The sequence below is a fragment of the Kribbella sp. ALI-6-A genome, from assembly GCF_001984195.1.
Lineage (GTDB): Bacteria > Actinomycetota > Actinomycetes > Propionibacteriales > Kribbellaceae > Kribbella.
This window is the reverse complement of the sequence record NZ_MTQN01000010.1, coordinates 484,919-501,922: the sequence shown is the minus strand read 5'-3', so window position 1 is coordinate 501,922 and position 17,004 is coordinate 484,919. Positions and strand designations below refer to the sequence as shown.

14 protein-coding genes are annotated in these 17,004 nt (G+C 70.4%); 9 read left to right on the top strand and 5 right to left on the bottom strand.

Annotated elements, in window-relative coordinates; genetic code table 11:
- Nucleotides 1–56: 56 nt before the first annotated feature.
- From BWI15_RS16745 to BWI15_RS16735, 3 genes are all read right to left on the bottom strand, one after another.
- Nucleotides 57–1,346, bottom strand: a complete 1,290-nt coding sequence (locus BWI15_RS16745; RefSeq protein WP_077015332.1) for an AI-2E family transporter — start codon at nucleotides 1,344–1,346, stop codon at nucleotides 57–59.
- Nucleotides 1,347–1,376: 30 nt separating this feature from the next.
- Complete coding sequence (locus tag BWI15_RS16740; RefSeq protein WP_077015331.1) at nucleotides 1,377–2,759, bottom strand: glutamate mutase L; 1,383 nt, start codon at nucleotides 2,757–2,759, stop codon at nucleotides 1,377–1,379.
- 442 nt (nucleotides 2,760–3,201) lie between these two features.
- Nucleotides 3,202–4,350: a cystathionine gamma-synthase gene (locus BWI15_RS16735; RefSeq protein ID WP_077015330.1), complete on the bottom strand. Its 1,149-nt coding sequence runs from the start codon at nucleotides 4,348–4,350 to the stop codon at nucleotides 3,202–3,204.
- Between the two features lie 301 nt (nucleotides 4,351–4,651).
- Between BWI15_RS16735 and BWI15_RS16730 the strand changes: the two genes are divergently transcribed.
- Together BWI15_RS16730 and BWI15_RS16725 are read left to right on the top strand one after the other, a co-directional pair.
- On the top strand, nucleotides 4,652–5,233 hold the full coding sequence (locus BWI15_RS16730) for a hypothetical protein (RefSeq protein WP_077016030.1): 582 nt from the start codon (nucleotides 4,652–4,654) through the stop codon (nucleotides 5,231–5,233).
- 8 nt (nucleotides 5,234–5,241) lie between these two features.
- Nucleotides 5,242–6,324, top strand: coding sequence for a hypothetical protein (locus BWI15_RS16725; protein ID WP_077015329.1), 1,083 nt, complete (start codon nucleotides 5,242–5,244; stop codon nucleotides 6,322–6,324).
- A 55-nt stretch (nucleotides 6,325–6,379) separates the two neighbouring features.
- Here BWI15_RS16725 and BWI15_RS16720 read toward each other — a convergent pair whose 3' ends face one another.
- A complete protein-coding gene (locus BWI15_RS16720; RefSeq protein ID WP_083750815.1) occupies nucleotides 6,380–6,997 on the bottom strand; it encodes a TetR/AcrR family transcriptional regulator in 618 nt (205 codons plus the stop codon).
- 91 nt (nucleotides 6,998–7,088) lie between these two features.
- On the opposite strand from BWI15_RS16720, the gene BWI15_RS16715 reads away from it, so the two are divergent.
- Together BWI15_RS16715 and BWI15_RS16710 are read left to right on the top strand one after the other, a co-directional pair.
- Entirely contained in the window at nucleotides 7,089–9,248 is a 2,160-nt protein-coding gene (locus BWI15_RS16715; protein WP_077015328.1) for an MMPL family transporter, read from the top strand.
- A 126-nt stretch (nucleotides 9,249–9,374) separates the two neighbouring features.
- Nucleotides 9,375–10,400, top strand: coding sequence for an NAD(P)/FAD-dependent oxidoreductase (locus tag BWI15_RS16710; RefSeq protein WP_077015327.1), 1,026 nt, complete (start codon nucleotides 9,375–9,377; stop codon nucleotides 10,398–10,400).
- A gap of 20 nt (nucleotides 10,401–10,420) precedes the next feature.
- Here the strand turns inward: BWI15_RS16710 and yczE are convergent, their stop codons facing one another.
- Entirely contained in the window at nucleotides 10,421–11,098 is a 678-nt protein-coding gene (gene yczE, locus BWI15_RS16705) for a membrane protein YczE (RefSeq protein WP_077015326.1), read from the bottom strand.
- Between the two features lie 62 nt (nucleotides 11,099–11,160).
- On the opposite strand from yczE, the gene yczR reads away from it, so the two are divergent.
- The 5 genes from yczR to BWI15_RS16680 all read left to right on the top strand — a co-directional run bounded on the left by yczR (nucleotide 11,161) and on the right by BWI15_RS16680 (nucleotide 15,933).
- Complete coding sequence (gene yczR, locus BWI15_RS16700) at nucleotides 11,161–12,603, top strand: MocR-like transcription factor YczR (RefSeq protein WP_077015325.1); 1,443 nt, start codon at nucleotides 11,161–11,163, stop codon at nucleotides 12,601–12,603.
- Nucleotides 12,604–12,690: 87 nt separating this feature from the next.
- Nucleotides 12,691–13,335 carry a peptide-methionine (S)-S-oxide reductase MsrA gene (msrA, locus tag BWI15_RS16695; protein ID WP_077015324.1) on the top strand — a complete coding sequence of 215 codons (645 nt, stop codon included), beginning with the start codon at nucleotides 12,691–12,693 and terminating at the stop codon, nucleotides 13,333–13,335.
- Between the two features lie 182 nt (nucleotides 13,336–13,517).
- Nucleotides 13,518–14,345 carry an alpha/beta fold hydrolase gene (locus BWI15_RS16690; protein ID WP_077016028.1) on the top strand — a complete coding sequence of 276 codons (828 nt, stop codon included), beginning with the start codon at nucleotides 13,518–13,520 and terminating at the stop codon, nucleotides 14,343–14,345.
- A 518-nt stretch (nucleotides 14,346–14,863) separates the two neighbouring features.
- Nucleotides 14,864–15,451, top strand: coding sequence for an RNA polymerase sigma factor (locus tag BWI15_RS16685; RefSeq protein WP_202817670.1), 588 nt, complete (start codon nucleotides 14,864–14,866; stop codon nucleotides 15,449–15,451).
- The gene (locus BWI15_RS16680; RefSeq protein ID WP_077015322.1) at nucleotides 15,448–15,933 is read left to right on the top strand and encodes a hypothetical protein; all 486 of its coding nucleotides are present in this window, start codon (nucleotides 15,448–15,450) and stop codon (nucleotides 15,931–15,933) included. Before BWI15_RS16685 ends, BWI15_RS16680 begins: the two co-directional genes overlap by 4 nt.
- Nucleotides 15,934–17,004: the final 1,071 nt, after the last annotated feature.

Genomic DNA, 17,004 nt, shown 5'->3' with positions numbered 1-17,004 from the left:
TTCCCCGGCGGCGGCTGTCGTTCGTCGGTGTGGCCCTGCTCGAGTACGGCGTACGGTCAGGCCTCGGTGATCGGAGCGTCGGCCGGGGGACGGCGTCTGGGTGGTCTGCGGGGCAACGGGCGTGGTGGTTCCGGGTCGACGTCGTTGCCCGCCAGGTGGTTGATGATCGTGTTCAGCACCGCCGCGGTCGGTACGGCGACCAGGGCACCGACGATGCCGGCGATGATCACGCCGGTCGCGATCGCCAGGATCACCGCGAGCGGATGCACGCTGACCGCCCGGCCGAGCAGGAACGGCTGCAGGATGTGGGCCTCCAACTGCTGGACGCCGATCACCACCGCGAGCATGATCACCGCGACGAGCGGGCCCTTGGCAACCAGTGCGACCAGGACGGCGACGATCCCGCTGACCAGCGCGCCGACCACCGGCACGAACGCGCCGACGAACACCAGGATGCCGATCGCGCTGACCAACGGCAGCCCGAGAATGGCCGCGCCCAGGGCGATCCCGATCGCGTCCACAGCGGCGACGATGATCGTCGCCCGGACGAACGCGGTCAGCGAGACCCACGCCTTGCGGCCCGACGAGTCGGCCTTCTCGCGCGCCTGCAGCGGGAACAGCCGGACCAGCCAGGCCCAGATCTGCTCGCCCTGGTAGAGGAAGAAGAACAGGCAGAACAGCGAGATGAACAACCCGGCCACGATGTGCGTGGCGGTGGTGCCGACCTCGGCGGCCCGCTGACCGATCGCGCCGCCGGACATCACCGTGTCGCGCAGCCGGTTCAGGGCGTCGGTGATGTCGGCATCGCTGACGTTCAGGTTGATCCGGGCCAGGTCGCGCAACTCCCGCACACCCTCGCCGACCTGGGTGGACAGGTTCTCGAACTGGGTCGCGATCTGCGCGCCGACCAGCGTCAGCAGCCCGGCCACCACCACGAGCGTGGCGACGACGGTGATGCCGGCCGCCGGCCCGCGGGCGATCTTCGCCTTGTGCAGCGCATTGGTGATCGGCACGAGCAGGGCTGTGAGCAGGACGCCGACTGTCACCGGGACGACGACCTCGGACAGGTACCGCAGCGCGTAGGCGATCACCAGACCGGCCGCGACGACGACCAGGAACCGCCAGGCCCAGGCGCTGGCGATCTGCATGCCGGGGGTGACGCCGGTGTCGATCCGGCCGCGGCTGGACGCCACCAGGAGGTGGTGCTCGCCGGAGTCGTCGTCCGCGACGACGGACCGGCTCGTCTGGTCGACCACCTCGTTGTCGGCGACCGGACTCGGCGCGTCCCGCCCGACGTCCGGTACGCCGACCGGTTCGTTCCGTTCCGGCTGGTCCGGATCGCTCATGGCACCTCCCCAGGGGCTCGGTTCCCGACCCTAGTGCCCCGTGGAGACCGTTCCATGAATGTCGGCGCCGACTCGGCGCGCGAGACCCTCGGCCGCCGTCGGGTTCGTCTCGGCCAGCAGACCGACCCCGGCCAGCACGTAGTCCTGGTCCACACAGACCCGGGCGCCGGTCGGGACCAGCCACCCTTCCTCCTGCGCGCCGACCGCGACGGCGCCCAGGATCCGCTCGGCCACCTCGGGCCCGTTGTGCCGCAGCACTCCCCCGGACCCGACCAGCAGGTCCACCTCCCGCAGATCCTTGCCGGACCGCTCGACCACGCGCCCGCCCGGCCCGAACACCACCCGCTGCCGCCCCGCGTGCCGCCGCAACGCGACGGTTGCCGCCACTCGCGCGAGCAGTTCGTCGTACGCCGCCTCCTGCGGACTGTCCGGCAGGTACGACGGGTCGGCGTGCCTGCGCCGAGCCGCCTGGGCCAGTTCCGCCGCGGGCTCGATCAGCCCGGCCTCGACGCCGGCCGCCACCACCGGCATCGCGCTCCAGCGCATCCCCAGGTCGCCTTCGACCGTCCGGGTCACCGGGTGCGTCGCGACCACCTCGCGTCCCAGGTTCGCGTCCTCGGGGTCGAGCTCGATCACCGAGTGCACGTCGGTGGTCGCCCCGCCGATGTCCACCACCGCGACGTCACCGTGCAACCGCGCGAGCACCTCGACGCCCCGCAGCACGACGTCCGGTGTCGCCGCCCGCACCATCCGCGCGAACGCCGGATCCTTCGACAGGTTCTTGCCGCCGATCACGTGGGTCAGGAACATCTCCCGGATCGCCGCCCGCGCCGAGTCCGGCGCGAACACGCCGATCTCCGGCACCACGTTGTCCGCGAGCACCGACGGCACTCCACCCGCGGCGAGCAGACCGGCCACCTCGTCCCGCGCCTCGACGTTGCCTGCTGCAACAACCGGCTTCCGCCACTTGTACTTCGCCAGGACGCCGGCCGCACCGGTCAGGACCGCCGAGTTCCCGCCGTCGGTCCCGCCCAGCAGCAGCACCACATCAGGCTTCTCCGCCCGCAACGCCTTCACCGACGACGCCGTCAGCCCGCCGCTGACCACGGCGACCACCCGACCGCCGCTCGACAGCGCGACGCGCCGGCCGGCCTCGGCCGTCACCAGCTCTTCGTTGCCGACCACGGCGATCCGCAGCCCACCGCCCGCCGACGAACAGGCCAGCACCTCGGCCCGCTCGACACCCCGATCCACCGCCAGCAGTTGCTCCCGGCAAGCAAACCAGCCGTCGAGCACGTCGGTCCCGATCGTGGTCCGGTGCTCGGCCCGGGCCACCAGGTCCCCCGAGCCCGCGTCGACCACGATCGCCTTCGTGAACGTCGACCCGAAGTCGACCGCCACCACCAGCGCCATCCCTCACCGCCCAATCAGCAACCGCCGCTGCACTCACCCAGACTGCCGTACCACCAACCCGCCCGCCACGACGCCGATCCATCCGACACGGCGCCGACCCGTCCGCTGCCGAGCCCCCCTCCGGGACGCACCAGGACGGGATCCGCACGCGCCACACCGCCCGCCCGTGGTGCGACTCGTTGCTGACGGCAGCGAGTTGCACCGTGGGTCGTTTCCGGGTGCCGGTCGGGGTCGGCGGCGATGCGGCCGGAAAGGTCGCTGGGGCTGAGGTCGCGGCGGCCGGGAACGACGTGGAGTGGGGACAGTGCCTGGTGCCTGGTGCCCGGTGCCCGGTGCCCGGTGCCTGGTGCCCGGTGCCCGGTGCCTGGTGCCCGGTGCCCGGTGCCTGCCTGGTGCCTGGTGCCTGGTGCCCGGTGCCTGGGTGGCAGCGTCGGCCCGCCCGTCACCCCATCGCGCGGTCGAGGTCGTGCAGCAGATCGTCGATCGTCTCGATCCCGACACTGAGCCGGATCAAATCGGCCGGAACCTCCAGCGGAGTACCGGCCACCGAAGCGTGCGTCATCTTGCCCGGGTGCTCGATCAGCGACTCGACGCCGCCCAGCGACTCCCCGAGCGTGAACACCTCGGCCTTGTTGCAGATGTCCAGCGCGTGCTGCTCGCCGCCGGTGACCCGGAACGACACGATCCCGCCGTACCGCTTCATCTGCTTGGCCGCGGTGTCGTGGCCGGGGTGACCCTCGACACCCGGGTAGAGCACCGTGGTCACCGCCGGGTGGCGCTGCAAGAACTCGACCACCTTCTCGGCGTTGTCGCTGTGCCGGTCCATCCGGACCCCGAGGGTCTTGATCCCGCGCAGCACCAGCCAGGAGTCGAACGGCCCGGCGACCGCGCCGATCGCGTTCTGGTGGAACGCGATCTTGTCCGCCAGCTCCGCGTCCCGGACGATCAGCGCACCGCCGACCACGTCCGAGTGCCCGCCCATGTACTTCGTCGTCGAGTGCACGACCACGTCCGCACCGAGCTCCAGCGGCTGCTGCAGGTACGGCGAAGCGAACGTGTTGTCGACCACCAGCAGCGCGCCCGCGTCGTGCGCGACCTGCGCGACGATCGCGATGTCCGCAACGTTCAGCAGCGGGTTCGTCGGCGTCTCCAGCCAGACCACCTTGGTCTTGCCCGGGCGGATCGCGGCCCGAATCGCCTCCGGGTGGGTGACCGCGGCCGGCGTCATCTCGACACCCCAGTTGCCCAGCACCTTCGAGAACAGCCGGAACGTGCCGCCGTACGCGTCGTCGGGGAAGACCACGTGATCACCCGGCACGCACAGTGACCGGATCAGCGTGTCCTCCGCGGCCAGACCGCTGGCGAACGCGAACCCGCGCTTGCCGCCCTCGATCGCGGCCAGACACTCCTCCAGGGCGGTCCGGGTCGGGTTCGCCGACCGGGAGTACTCGTAGCCGTTGCGCAGCCCGCCGACACCGTCCTGCTTGTAGGTGCTGGTCGCGTAGATCGGGGGGACCACCGCGCCGGTGGTCGGGTCGGGCTCGTTGCCGGCGTGAATGGCGAGTGTCTCGAAGCCGTACTGGTTGCTCATGTCCACCGAACCAATGTACGTGTTGGTCTTATTGGGGGGTGAACCAGCCGTGGGCTGTGCTTTTGGCCTCGCCTTCGGCTCGGCGTGGTCATGGGGCTTTGTCTCCCGGTCTTCCCTCGTCGGTCCAGACCGGGAGGCCCCATGACCTTTGTGCGCTCCTGATCGGTCTGTCTGGTGCGCTCCTCATCGGTCTGTTGTTGCGCTCTCCTCGTCGGTCTGTTGTTCGGGTGGGGGCTTTGACCCCGGATTCCGCCTAGGTTTGCCGGGCAGGCCGCGCCGGGGTGTGACGGAAGGGATGCGGATGAAGACGCAGGACAGGCCGCTGGACGAGGACGACCTGGCGATGGCCGACTTCGCCGAGGTTCGGGACTGGACCGCTGTGGCGGGGCCGGACAGCGACGCGACTGGGCCGGCCGTGGTGACCGCGCTGGTGAACCGGGTGATGGCGGCGACGGGCTGGACGCCGTGGCCGTTGGAGCCGGGCGAGACGATCGACGACGGGTCGGCGTCGTGGGGGTTCACGACGCGGCGCGGGACGACGATGGTGGTGTTCGACGGGCTGGTGTTCTCCGACTGCCGCAACTCCGGCTGGTCGGCGTACCAGATCGGGCCGGACGACATCGCCGAGGCGGAGGCCGGGCTCGACGAGCACTGGCCCGCGCATCTCGCGCTGGCTCGCAAGCACTGGGGCGAACCGGACTACGTCGGCGACGAGACCGATCCCGACTTTCTCGACGCGTGGGGACCGGGCGCCGGCGCCGACCGGCGGCATCTGGCCGTCTGGGTGCGGCCGGGCGCGCAGTTCCACCTGTTCAGCAACAAGCCGACCAAGGACCCGCTGACTCCGGCGGTGGGCGTCAACTACGCGGTCTACATCGACTAGGAGAACCGATGAGCACACCGAACGAAGGACCCGAGCGTCGCGGACTGACGCCGTGGACGCCCGGTGACGTGGACGGCGCCGCCCGCTCGCTGTCCGCGCTCAGCCCTCGCGAGCAGCAGGCCCTGGGCCGGGTGATCCGGGTCGCGGCGTCCGTCGGTCCGATCATCAACGGCGTCGCCCGGGGCATCCGCGCGATCCGCAACACGATGACCCGGCTGAGCCAGTTCGCGCAGCGCCTCGCCGGTACGGACCGTGCGCTCAACCAGGCGCAGGGCGGTCGGCACCGGGCCGAGCAGTCGCGTGGGCTGAGCATGCCGACGCGGGAGTCCGTCGTCCAGGCGCGCGACGCGGCGGTCAGCCTCGCGCGCGACGCCGGCCTGTCGATGGCGCGGGGTGCCGCGCGCGGAATCGCGGCGGGCGGCCGCTGGGCGTGGTCGAAGGGCCGCGAGGGCCTGAGCGCCGCCAACCAGTGGGCGCAGGTCCAGGCGGTCCGCGCCGAGAACTGGGTCAACGAGAAGGCCGAGCCCGTGCAGCAGTGGGTCGACGAGAAGCTCGCCCCGGTGGAGCAGTGGGTGGACGACAAGGTCGACAAGTCGGCGGCCTGGGTCGGTGACAAGTACGACCGGTCCGCGGCCTTCGTCAACCACCAGATCAGCAAGGGCGCGGCCAAGGCCAGCGCTGCCCTGGCCGGTCTCGCGGCGGCCCGGATGGACCCGACGCTCTCGCCCGACCAGAAGTTGCAGAAGCCCGAGCTGGTGATGGCGCAACTCGCGGCCGACTACTTCGCCTCGCCCGAGGAGCAGCGCCCGGCCAAGGCGGCGGCGCTCGCGGCGTACATCGAGAACAACTACGACACCAAGCAGACCGGCGTCCCGCAGCAGACCGCGGAGGGCCGGCAGGCCGTCGCGGGCGATCGCAACCTGGAGGCGTCCCAGGCGATGGCTTCGGCGCTGACCGGCGTCGCACCGCCGTCGGGGATCCACTCCCCCACGGCCCCGGCCGGCCAGGAATCGGCGGCGACGGGCGAGCAGAAGCCCGGTCAGCACCGCAAGCAGGAGGGGCCGGGCCAGAGCGGTCCGAGCAGAGACTGACCTACACGCACAAGCGGGCGAGTCCGAGCAAAGGCTCGGGCTCGCCTTCTGTGCGTCAGGACGGGATGTTGCGCCGCCCCGACAGTACGGCGGTGGCCGCTTCCAGCAGCGTCTGGCGGAGCTCGGCGTCGCTGAGCTGGGCGGGTTCCAGACCTGAGGACAGGACGGCACCGACCACCTCGACCGCGGCGGAGGCGATCACCCGGTCGCGGGGCTCGGGATCAGGGCCGGCCAGCCAGGACTGGAAGTTGCGGCTGCGGGCGATCAGGTCGTCGAGGTCGTCCCCGAACGCCGCCAGCACCGCCGCGATGTCGCGCAGGAGGGTCGGTCCCGTGCCCCGGTGCTTGATCACCACGTCCAGGTAGGCGCTGAGCAGCTCCTGCTCGACCTCCAGCGACCACGGCGTGGTTTCGATCCGCTCGAACACCGCGTTGATGTCGTCGAAGAACGTGCCGATGATCGCCTTCAGCAGCTCCTGCTTCGACGAGTAGTGGTAGTACAGCGACGCCTTGGTGATGCCGACCTGCTCGGCGATCTCCCGCAGGCTGGTCTTCTCGTACCCCTGCCCGCTGAACAGCTCGAGCGCCGCCCGGTGGATCTCCGCCTTGGTGTCACGCGGCTGCTGCCTGGACGCCGTCGTCCGGCGGTCATCGATCGGGGTCTCCTGCTGCATGCCCCTACTTTCTCATTTGGCCAGCCTACCGTGCGGCAGGTAGTCTACCAACCGACCGGCAGGTAGAGACCGGCAAGGCAGGAGGGGTCCCGTGTTCAACCGACTCGGACGGTTCGTCGTCCACCACCCGTGGAAGGTGATCGCCGCCTGGGTGATCGCGGCCGTCGCCGTGCTCGCCTTCGCGCCGACGCTGGCCGACGTCACCAGCAAGGACCAGGCCAGCTTCCTGCCCGACTCCTACGAGTCGGTGCAGGCGCAGAAGCTGGCGGCCGACGCGTTCGGCCAGACCAACGACGCGACCGCGAGCATCGTGGTCAAACGGTCCGGCGGCGGTGAGCTGTCCGCGGCCGACCAGGCCGAGGTGACCGGTCTGGCCAAGTCGATCAACGACGCGAAGATCGAGCGCGTCACCGCGGCGGTCACCGGCCCCCAGGCCCTCTCGCCGAACAAGCAGGTCCAGCTGGTCAGCGTCGGCCTGAAGGGTCTGGCCGACGACCAGGCCGTGCTCGACGCCGTCCAGAAGGTCCGCGACGTGACCGGCTCGGCGCTGGCCGACAGCGGTCTGGAGTACGGCGTGACCGGCGACGCCGCCTTGTTCCTGGACAACCAGGACGCCTTCGAGAACGCGTTCGTCGTGGTCGGCATCGCCACCGTCGTGCTGATCATCGGCCTGCTGCTGTTCATCTACCGCAGCCCGGTCGCGGCCCTGCTGCCGATCCTCACCGTCGGTCTGGTCAGCGCGATCGCGCCCGGCCTGATCGCGCTCGCGGCCAAGGCGTTCGACCTGCAGGTCACCCAGGACCTGCAGACGATCCTGACCGTCGTGCTGTACGGCGTCGGCACCGACTACATCCTGTTCCTGCTCTTCCGGTACCGCGAACGCCTGCGCGCCGGCGAGGAGCCGAAGCAGGCGCTGATCACCGCGGCCGGCCGGGTCGCCGAGGTGATCGTCTCCGCGGCCGGCGCGATCGTGGTGTCGTTCAGCGCGTTGCTGCTGGCGGTCTTCGGCGGCTTCAAGAGCCTCGGACCGGGCCTGGCGATCGCGGTCGCGGTGATGGCGTTCGCCGCGATCACCCTGATCCCGGCCGTGGTCGCGCTGCTCGGCCCGAAGGTGTTCTGGCCGTCGAAGTCGTGGCAGAAGACGCCGAAGGGCGCGATGTTCAAGCGCTTCGGCCAGTTCACCGCCCGTCGCCCGGCCGTGGTCGCGGCGATCTCCGGCGGCCTGATGGTCGCGCTGGCGCTCGGCACGCTCGGGATGAAGATCGACTACGACGCGTTCGCCCAGCTGCCCGACGACACCGAGTCGTCCCGCGCGATCAAGGACCTGCAGACCGGCTTCCCGGCCGGCGCGCTGAACCCGACCTCCGTCTACGTGAAGAGCACCGACGGCAGCCCGCTCGACCCGGCCGAGCTCAAGCAGTACGCCGGCAAGCTCGCGGCCGTCGACGGCGTCGGAGCGGTCCTGCCCGCCTCGGCCGACGGCTCCCCCGCGCTGCTGAACCAGGACAAGACCGTTGCCCAGATCAACGTCGTACTGGACGGCGCGCCGTACGCGGCGGAGTCCCTCGACCTGGTCGACGGTGCTCTGAAGGACGCGGCCCACGCCGAGGCTCCGGCCGGTACGACGACGCTGCTCGGCGGCGTGACCGCGAGCTACACCGACATCCGGGACGCCAACAGCCGCGACCTGGCGGTGATCTTCCCGGTCGCCGGCGGCCTGATCGCCGTCATCCTGGCGCTGCTGCTGCGCAGTCTGCTGGCGCCATTGGTGCTGATGATCGCGGTGGTGCTCAGCTTCTTCAGCACGACGGGTGCGACGGTGCTGGTGTTCCAGGGCGCCGCCGGGCAGGCCGGGGTGTCGTTCTCGCTGCCGATCATGCTCTATCTGTTCGTTGTTGCCATCGGCACCGACTACAACATCCTGATGATCGCCCGGCTGCGCGAGGAGGCCGAGCAGGGCACCGATCCGCGCACCTCGGCCGACCTGGCGATCGAGCACGGCGGTCCGTCGGTCGCGGCGGCCGGGCTGATCCTGGCCGGCACGTTCTCCTCGCTGATGCTGGCCGGTATGGCGCTGCTGACCGAGATGGGCTTCTCGGTCGCCGTCGGGATCGCGATCTCGGCGTTCGTGATGTCGATCTTCCTGGTGCCGAGCGTGACCGCGCTGCTGGGGACCAGAGCGTGGTGGCCGCGCAAGCTGAAGAACCAGCGGCCCGCCGAAGAGCAGCGCGCACTGGAGCCGGTCGGCTAGTCCCACGGTCTGCAGGCTGAGGGGTCCTGCACAGCACGGCCCGGACCGAGCGTGGTCCGGGCCGTGCTGTGTCCTGGGCGTCGATATTCGGTGTCGTGACGATGCCCGCTTTGCTAGAACAACGGGATGGCGGATCCCAGCATTGTCGTGGTCGGCGCCGGCATCGTCGGTGCGTCGCTGGCCTACCACCTCAGCGGGCAGGGCCGACCGGTCACGCTGATCGACGCCGGCCTGCCCGGTTCGGGCGCCACCCGGGCTTCGTTCGCGTGGATCGGACGTCCGGTCACCAGCGACCTGCCCTCGGCACCGCTGCGGTATCTCGCGCTCGACGACTACCGCCGCCTGGAGGCGGAGCTTCCCGCGCTGTCGATCCGCTGGACGGGTTCACTGAGCTGGGACGGGTTCGACGCCACGCCGGGGCCGAGCACAGACGACCTCCCGGCACTCGAGCCGCACCTGCTCGATCCCCCGGCCGAGGCCACGCACAGCCCCGAGGACGGGGCATTCGACCCGGTCGCGGCGGTCGAGCTCCTCACCGCAGCCGCCCGTGAGCGGGGCGCGCGGCTGCTGACAGGGACGCCGGCGATCGCCCTCGACCACGAGACAGGGACGGTCACCGGCGTACGGACGACCGCCGGCCACCTTCCCGCAACGACCGTCGTCCTGGCGGCCGGAACCGGCAGCGTCGCCCTCTGCGCCGGGATGGGCGCCACCCTGCCCGTCGAGCCGTCGCCGGCAATCCTCGTCCGGCTGCGCGCGAAGCCCGGCCTGGTCCGGTCGATCGTCGCGACGCCGGCGCTGGAGGCCCGGCAACTCGACGACGGCACGGTCCTCGCGCCGGCGGCGTACAGCGGTGAGACCGATCAGGCCGCGCTGCTCGCGACCGCCGAGCGTGTTCGTGACCGGTTCGCCGCCGCCTTCGGTGGTGCCGGCGACGCGGAGGTCGTCTCGGTCGAGATCGGCTGGCGACCGATGCCCGTCGACGGCGAGCCGATCATCGGCGCACCGGCCGGCACCCAGGGCCTGTACGTCGCCGTGATGCACTCCGCGATCACCCTGGCCGCCGCGGTCGGGAGGCTCGCCGCGTCCGAGATCCTCACCGGTCGGCCCGAGCCTGAGCTGGAGGGATGCCGACCGGCCCGGTTCGACTGATCTGCAGTTTCGCCGTCCGCCTAGGACTTCGCGCGCGCCGGCAGCTGGACGGTGAAGATCGGCAGCAGGATGTGGACCAGCGGACCGATCGCCAGGGCGTAGGCGACGGTGCCCAGACCGACCACGCCACCGAGCAGCCAGCCGACGGCGAGCACCGTCACCTCGATGCTGGTGCGGACCAGCCGCACGCTCAGACCGGTACGGCGTACGAGACCGGTCATCATCCCGTCGCGCGGTCCCGGGCCGAACTGGGCGCCGATGTAGAGCGCGCCGGCCAGCGCGTTCAGCGCGATGCCGCCGATGGTGAGGAACAGGATCCGCACCCACAGTGCGTCCGGCGTCGGCAGCAGCGCCAGCGACAGGTCGGTGACCAGGCCGATCACGATCGCGTTGCTGATCGTGCCGAGCCCGGGCCACTGCCGCAGCGGGATCCAGAGCAGCAGGACGACGAAACTCATCGCGATCACCACCGTGCCGAAGGTCAGCGGCAGGTGCGCGGTGATGCCGGAGTGCAGCACGTCCCACGGGTCGAGGCCGAGGTGGCTCTCGATCATCAGGCCCATCGAGGCGCCGTACAGGATCAGCCCGACGTAGAGCTGGACCAGCCGGCGCGGCAGGCGGCCGGCCCGGAGCTGCTCGATCGGGTTGAGCGCGGCGAGCGTGCGGGGCGGCGTGGTTGGTTCTGCGGTGGCGGTCACACACTCCAGTTTGGGTGCCAGTGGCCTGGTGATCGATAGCCAATTGCGCAATAGTGGACTGCATGACTGGGCAACAGCTTCCCGCGAGCAGCCTGACCGGCCTGCTCGGAGCATGGTCGGACACCGGCGGACCGGCGTACCGGGCGCTCGCGGAACGGCTCCGGCTGCTGATCGCGGACGGCCGGATCATGCCCGGCTCACGGCTGCCGAGTGAGCGGGAGCTGACCGACGCCCTGGGGGTCAGCCGGACGACGGTCGCCTCGGCGTACCGGGAGCTGCGCGATCGTGGGTACCTGACCAGTCGGCGCGGCTCGGGCAGCGTGACCGCGCTGCCGTCACGGATCGAGCCGGAGCTCGGCCGGCACCACGCGCCGGGCATCGACACCGGCGGGCTGTACGACTTCACCTGCGCCGCCTCCCCCGCCGTACCGGGCATCAGTACGGCGGTCGCCGAGGCGCTGGAGGATCTGCCGTACCACCTGGCGACGCCCGGGTACCACCCGCAGGGCTTGCCGGCGCTGCGCGAGGAGATCGCCGCGTCGTACCAGGCGCGGGGGCTGCCGACGTCCGCGGACCAGATCATCGTCACGGCCGGAGCGCTGGCGGCGACGTCGATCGCGATCCGGGCGATGACCCAGATCGGGGATCGCGTGCTGACCGAGAGCCCGACCCATCCGAACTCCGTCGACGCGATCCGGCGCAGCGGCGCGCGGGTCGTCGCCGCGCCGATGAGCCCCGGCGGCTGGGACCTGCCCTTGCTGGAGGCAACGATTCGGCAGACCGCGCCGCGGGCCGCCTGGCTGGTGGTCGACTTCCAGAACCCGACCGGCCGGCTGATGTCCGCGGCGGACCGGCAGCGGCTGGCGATCGCGTTCGCGCGCAGCCGGACGACGGCGATCATCGACGAAACCCTGTACGAGCTGGCTCTGGACGGGCAGCAGATGCCGCCGCCGTTCGCGGCGTACGACCCCGGCGTGATCACGATCGGCTCGGTGAGCAAGTCGTTCTGGGGCGGGCTGCGGATCGGCTGGCTGCGAGTGCCGGAACCGCTGGTCGCGCGGATCCTGGACGCGCGGGCCTCGATGGACCTCGGCGCGCCTGTGCTCGAGCAATTGGTCGTCGCCCGGCTACTGCGGGACCGTGCCTCGATTCTGCCGGAACGGCGAGCAGGGCTACGCGAGCGGCGGGACGCGCTGGCCTCGGCGTTGCGGTCTGTGCTGCCGGAGTGGAAGTTCACACTGCCCGGCGGCGGGCTGTCGATGTGGTGCGAGCTGCCCGCGCCGGTCGGGTCTTCGCTGGTGGGGGTAGCGCAGCGTAACGGCGTACTGCTGGTGGCGGGGACGCGGTTCTCGCCCGAGGGCGGGCTGGAGACGTTCATGCGGTTGCCGTACACGCAGGACCCGGACACGCTGCGTCACGCCGTCGAGCTGCTGGCGGCGTCGTACGGGCAACTGACCGAGCGGGGCCCGGCGGCCCGGCGGACGGCGTCCGCGCTGATCGCGTGACGTCATCGCGCCGTAAGCACGCCGGGGAAGGTTCGCCTCCGGCTCCGTGTTGGGAGACTATGAAAGTCATTCTGCGAGAGGCGTGAGATGTCGTTCTTCAAGCGCAACACCGCTCTGGTCGAGCCGTCGGCAGCCCTGCCCGGCCGCCCGGAGCCCGGCTACGCGGTCCCGGCCGACAACATCGTGCTCGGTACGCCGCAGACGGCGCCGGCGCCCGAGGGCTACGCCGAGGTCTGGTTCGGCACCGGCTGTTTCTGGGGCACCGAGGAGATCTTCTGGCAGCAGCCCGGCGTCTACACCACGGCGGTCGGCTACGCGGGCGGGTACACCCCCAACCCGTCGTACGAGGAGGTCTGCACCGGCGGCACCGGCCACACCGAGGCGGTCCGCGTCGTCTACGACCCCACCAAGACCACCTTCACCGACCTGCTGAAGGTCTTCTGGGAAACCCACGACCCGACCCAGGGCATGCGCCAGGGCAACGACCTGGGCTCCCAGTACCGCTCGGCGATCTACTACACCACCGACGAGCAGCGCGCGGAGGCCGAGCGCACGCGCGACCTCTACGCCCCGGTCATCAAGCCCCGCGGCTACGGCGACATCACCACGGAGATCGCGCCGGCGTCGACGTTCTACTACGCCGAGGGGTACCACCAGCAGTACCTGGCCAAGAACCCCAACGGCTACAGGTGCCACTCCAACACCGGCGTTCCGTTCCCAGCAGACGCCTGACTCCGAGCGGCTACCGCTGCGCACGGCACGGACGCGCCGTTCCTGATCGATGCCATTCCCAACGACTGACGCGTGGTCGTACGGTCAGGATCCAAGGGCGCCGCTGCGGTGAATCCGTCGGGACCAGTGACCGCCAGGTCACTGGTCCCGGCAAACCGCGACGCGCGGCAGGAGGAATGGCCATGGACGCCGTCAGGATCAGGACCGCAACCCTGGGAAGCGGGCTCACGCTCCCTTACGCCGAGACAGGTGACCCCGCAGGCACCCCGGTCGTGTTCGTGCACGCCTACGTCGAGTCCTGGCGGTACTTCGATCGTGTTCTTCGGAGTCTCCCGGCGCCTCTGCACGGCTATGCGCCGACTCAGCGTGGCCACGGCGACGCCGATCGCCCCCCGGAGGGCTACAGCCCCGAAGAACTCGCCACCGACATGGTGGGGTTCTTGGACGCGGTCGGCGTCGAACGTGCAGTCTTCGTCGGATCCTCCAGCGGCGGCCTGGTCTCGCAGTTCATCGCAGGCAGCGCGCCCGAGCGCGTCTCGGCCCTGGTCCTCATCAGCACTCCCGCCACCCTTTCCGACAAGCCGGCGCTAGCCGAGGCTTGGAAGGAAATCTCGGCCCTCGAAGACCCGCTGGACCGTGCCTTTGTCCGGGAGTTCGTACGCGGCACGTGCCCCGAAGGGGTGCCCGAGGAGTTTGTCGACGTCTTGGTCGGCGAAAGCCTCAAGGTCCCTGCTCAGATCTGGAAGGCGACACTGCGCGGGCTGATCGACGCCGACCCGACGGCGATCCGCGGTCGGATCACGGCGCCGACTCTCCTGATATCCGGGGACCAGGACGCCTTTGTCAGCAGTGATCAGAGTGTGCTCCTGCATGGCATCCCCGACGCCCGCCACGTCTTGTACAGCGGCGTCGGCCATGCCGTTCACCTGGCACACCCCGACCGCGTGATCGAAGACCTCGTTACTTTCCTGGCAAAGGCGGTTCATCCAGGAGACAGTGAGCCAGGGTGAACAGGCCGTCCGGGGGCGCGGTCCGGGCCGGCATCGCAGAGCGCGGTACGGCGACGCGACCCCGGTGCTGACTGCCTTCGCGATCACCGAGGAGGCCCTGGCAGGTGCGGATCTGCACGCCAATCTCGACCGGGGGCTGACGCTGACCCTGATCGAGGCCGTGAGCAACTGGTGCTTCTGGCCGGAGACGCCGCCCCAGGTGGTCACGAGGATCGAGGCATCCATGGGCCCTCTGACCCGCGCCCGGTGGAACGCCGTGCGAAACGAGGCAGCGATCGTGGCCGCCTGGATCCGCGCGGGATCCACGCCCGACGGCGCCGGTAACCTGCGGGCGGCGTACCGGGAGGTTACGATTCCGAGCTCCGATTCCTCACCCGGTCGACCCGGCAGTACATCGACGAGACAACGACGGTGGGCATCACCGGCCGCCTCCGATTCGAGCTGGCCACCGGCCAAGGGCTGTAGTCGCCACTCCCCGCGACCGCCGCACCCGCCGGCTGGGCTCGAACGGGGACGAGGTGGTGCGGCGTGAACCTGAGCGGCTCCTCGTCCGACTGTGCTTGGTGACGGAAGGGATGAGGATGACCGATGAGCTGCTGGTGGTCCGCGCTCAGTTGGGCGAACAGGCTGCTTTGGCGGAGCTGGTGGACCGATGGCGGGTGCCGGTGTGGAGCTATGTGCGGCGAATGCTGGATGCGCAGCGGGCCGATGACGTGACTCAGGAGGTCTGGCTGGCCGTGGTCCGTGGCCTGCCTCGGCTTCGGGCACCCGACCGGTTCGTCCCCTGGCTGTTCACGATCGCGCGCCACTCGGTGACCGACCGCCTGCGCGCTGAGTACGCCCGAGCACACGAGCAGGTGGCACCCGGCGAGTCAGCCGTCGACGACCCGGTCGAGGCCATCGCGGATCGCGCGGAGCTGATCGCCGCACTGACGCGACTACCGGTCCTCGAACGGGAGGTTCTCGTCCTGTTCTACCTGGAGGACCTGTCGGTGGACGACTGCGCACAGATCTGCGACGTCCCGGTCGGCACAGTCAAGTCCAGACTCAATCGGGCTCGCCGGATGCTGCGGGAGCAATGGGAGGAAAGGGGATACCGGTCATGAACGGTGAGGAGCCGCGTCTGTCGACGCAGGAGATGCTCGACCGGCTTGCGCCGTCGCTGTCACCGTGGCGGCGTCTGCGTGCAGTGCTGGCGCTGTTGGCCGGACTGGCCGGCGGCGCATTTGTCGCCGCGCTGTGGTGGACCGAGCCGGGTCCGCTGCCCGCCCGTACCCAGTTGGCGTTCGCGGTGCTCACCGTGTTCTGCCTGGCTTGGGCGGGCTACGGCTGCTGGCTGCTGACGCGCAGGGTGCCGTTGTTCGCGACCGACAGGGTGATTGCCGGTTGGATCGCCCTGGTTGCGTCGCTCGTCTCGACCGTAGGCGTCACGGCCATCGCGCTGCAGCGTGGTACCGGCGTGGGCGCCGCGATCGGAGTAGGGGGCGTGTTCGTCGCGGTGTCACTTGTGCTGGTCGTCCGGGCGCACGCTCGCCGGGCCCTTCTGCTCCGCCTCCAGCGCGAGCTGACTGGCAAGAAGCAGGAGTGAACGCCCGGTTCAGCGGAGTGCCACTGTGGGAAGCAGCTCGCTGACAGCTCCCCAGTTGACGCCGTCGGACGCTGTCCACCAACAGACGGGATAGGCCCTGTCCACGAAGCGTCGGGGCGGTAAGTGCCGCTCGATCGCCGGCACGAACTCTTGGTCGTGGCCGGGGTGCGCGGCTGAAGCGAGGATTCCGCAGACTCCCAGGATGTCCAGCAGAACACCTCGCTCTGCCGCGTTGCCTTTCAGGCACCGGAGCTGAGCTGCGGCTTGAGCTGCCGTCGTCTCGGGCGGAAAAGTTGTTCAGGACGTCAAGGATCGTGCGTCCGAGGTCAGCATCCTCGGTACGCACCTCGGGGCGGGGCGCGCGGAGAAACTGCTGGAGGTCGAACGCGACGTAGACGATGCTGTCGCGGCGAACTCCGGCCCACTTGAAGCGCTCGAAGTTGAGCACGTTCAAGTCCTCCGCCGCGGCCTCGGCGTAGAGGCCGCAGATGGCGCACTGCTGACTGCCGGACCTCGCTGTGAACGAGTGCTCGGGCAAGCCGCGCGCGACCACGTAGGACGCCAACGCCGAGCGGAGATCGAGTCGCCGGCTCGTCAGACTCGTCAGGAACGCGGCTTCGATTTCCTTCGCGGACACCCGGGCGACCGCAGCGCGAGCAGCCTCGACCCAGCCGTCATGATCGAGGACCGCCGGAGCGGCGAACATCACCCCGCGCTCCACAGCCGCGGCCAACTCCGCTTCACCTGGCCAGTTGCGAGGTTCGCGCCATCCTGCCGACGACCAGAACGTGTCCACCAACGGACGGACACTGCCCGGCGAGGCGTCGTAGTACGCCCGTTGCGTGCTCACAGCACCCGATCCCTTCGCTCGTCAGGTGAGTAGTCTGCGACGACATCGGCGGCCGCTGATCCGAGGTCCCGTCTCCTTCAGTTTCCTGCGCATCACCGGCCGGGCGCCGCTCATCCGCACGTTGTTCTCCTTCACATCTCTGGAGGCCCACCGAGCACGGCAAGCGTTACCAGCGGATTCTGGGAGGCCGCAGCTGCGGGCTATCGCTCCGGGGAACCCGA

What these genes read in the sequence shown, in the direction of transcription:
- BWI15_RS16745 (WP_077015332.1), bottom strand. Translation starts at nt 1,346, where the DNA reads ATGAGCGATCCGGACCAGCCGGAACGGAACGAACCGGTCGGCGTACCG.
- BWI15_RS16740 (WP_077015331.1), bottom strand. Translation starts at nt 2,759, where the DNA reads ATGGCGCTGGTGGTGGCGGTCGACTTCGGGTCGACGTTCACGAAGGCG.
- BWI15_RS16735 (WP_077015330.1), bottom strand. Translation starts at nt 4,350, where the DNA reads ATGAGCAACCAGTACGGCTTCGAGACACTCGCCATTCACGCCGGCAAC.
- BWI15_RS16730 (WP_077016030.1), top strand. Translation starts at nt 4,652, where the DNA reads ATGAAGACGCAGGACAGGCCGCTGGACGAGGACGACCTGGCGATGGCC.
- BWI15_RS16725 (WP_077015329.1), top strand. Translation starts at nt 5,242, where the DNA reads ATGAGCACACCGAACGAAGGACCCGAGCGTCGCGGACTGACGCCGTGG.
- BWI15_RS16720 (WP_083750815.1), bottom strand. Translation starts at nt 6,997, where the DNA reads ATGCAGCAGGAGACCCCGATCGATGACCGCCGGACGACGGCGTCCAGG.
- BWI15_RS16710 (WP_077015327.1), top strand. Translation starts at nt 9,375, where the DNA reads ATGGCGGATCCCAGCATTGTCGTGGTCGGCGCCGGCATCGTCGGTGCG.
- yczR (WP_077015325.1), top strand. Translation starts at nt 11,161, where the DNA reads ATGACTGGGCAACAGCTTCCCGCGAGCAGCCTGACCGGCCTGCTCGGA.
- msrA (WP_077015324.1), top strand. Translation starts at nt 12,691, where the DNA reads ATGTCGTTCTTCAAGCGCAACACCGCTCTGGTCGAGCCGTCGGCAGCC.
- BWI15_RS16690 (WP_077016028.1), top strand. Translation starts at nt 13,518, where the DNA reads ATGGACGCCGTCAGGATCAGGACCGCAACCCTGGGAAGCGGGCTCACG.
- BWI15_RS16680 (WP_077015322.1), top strand. Translation starts at nt 15,448, where the DNA reads ATGAACGGTGAGGAGCCGCGTCTGTCGACGCAGGAGATGCTCGACCGG.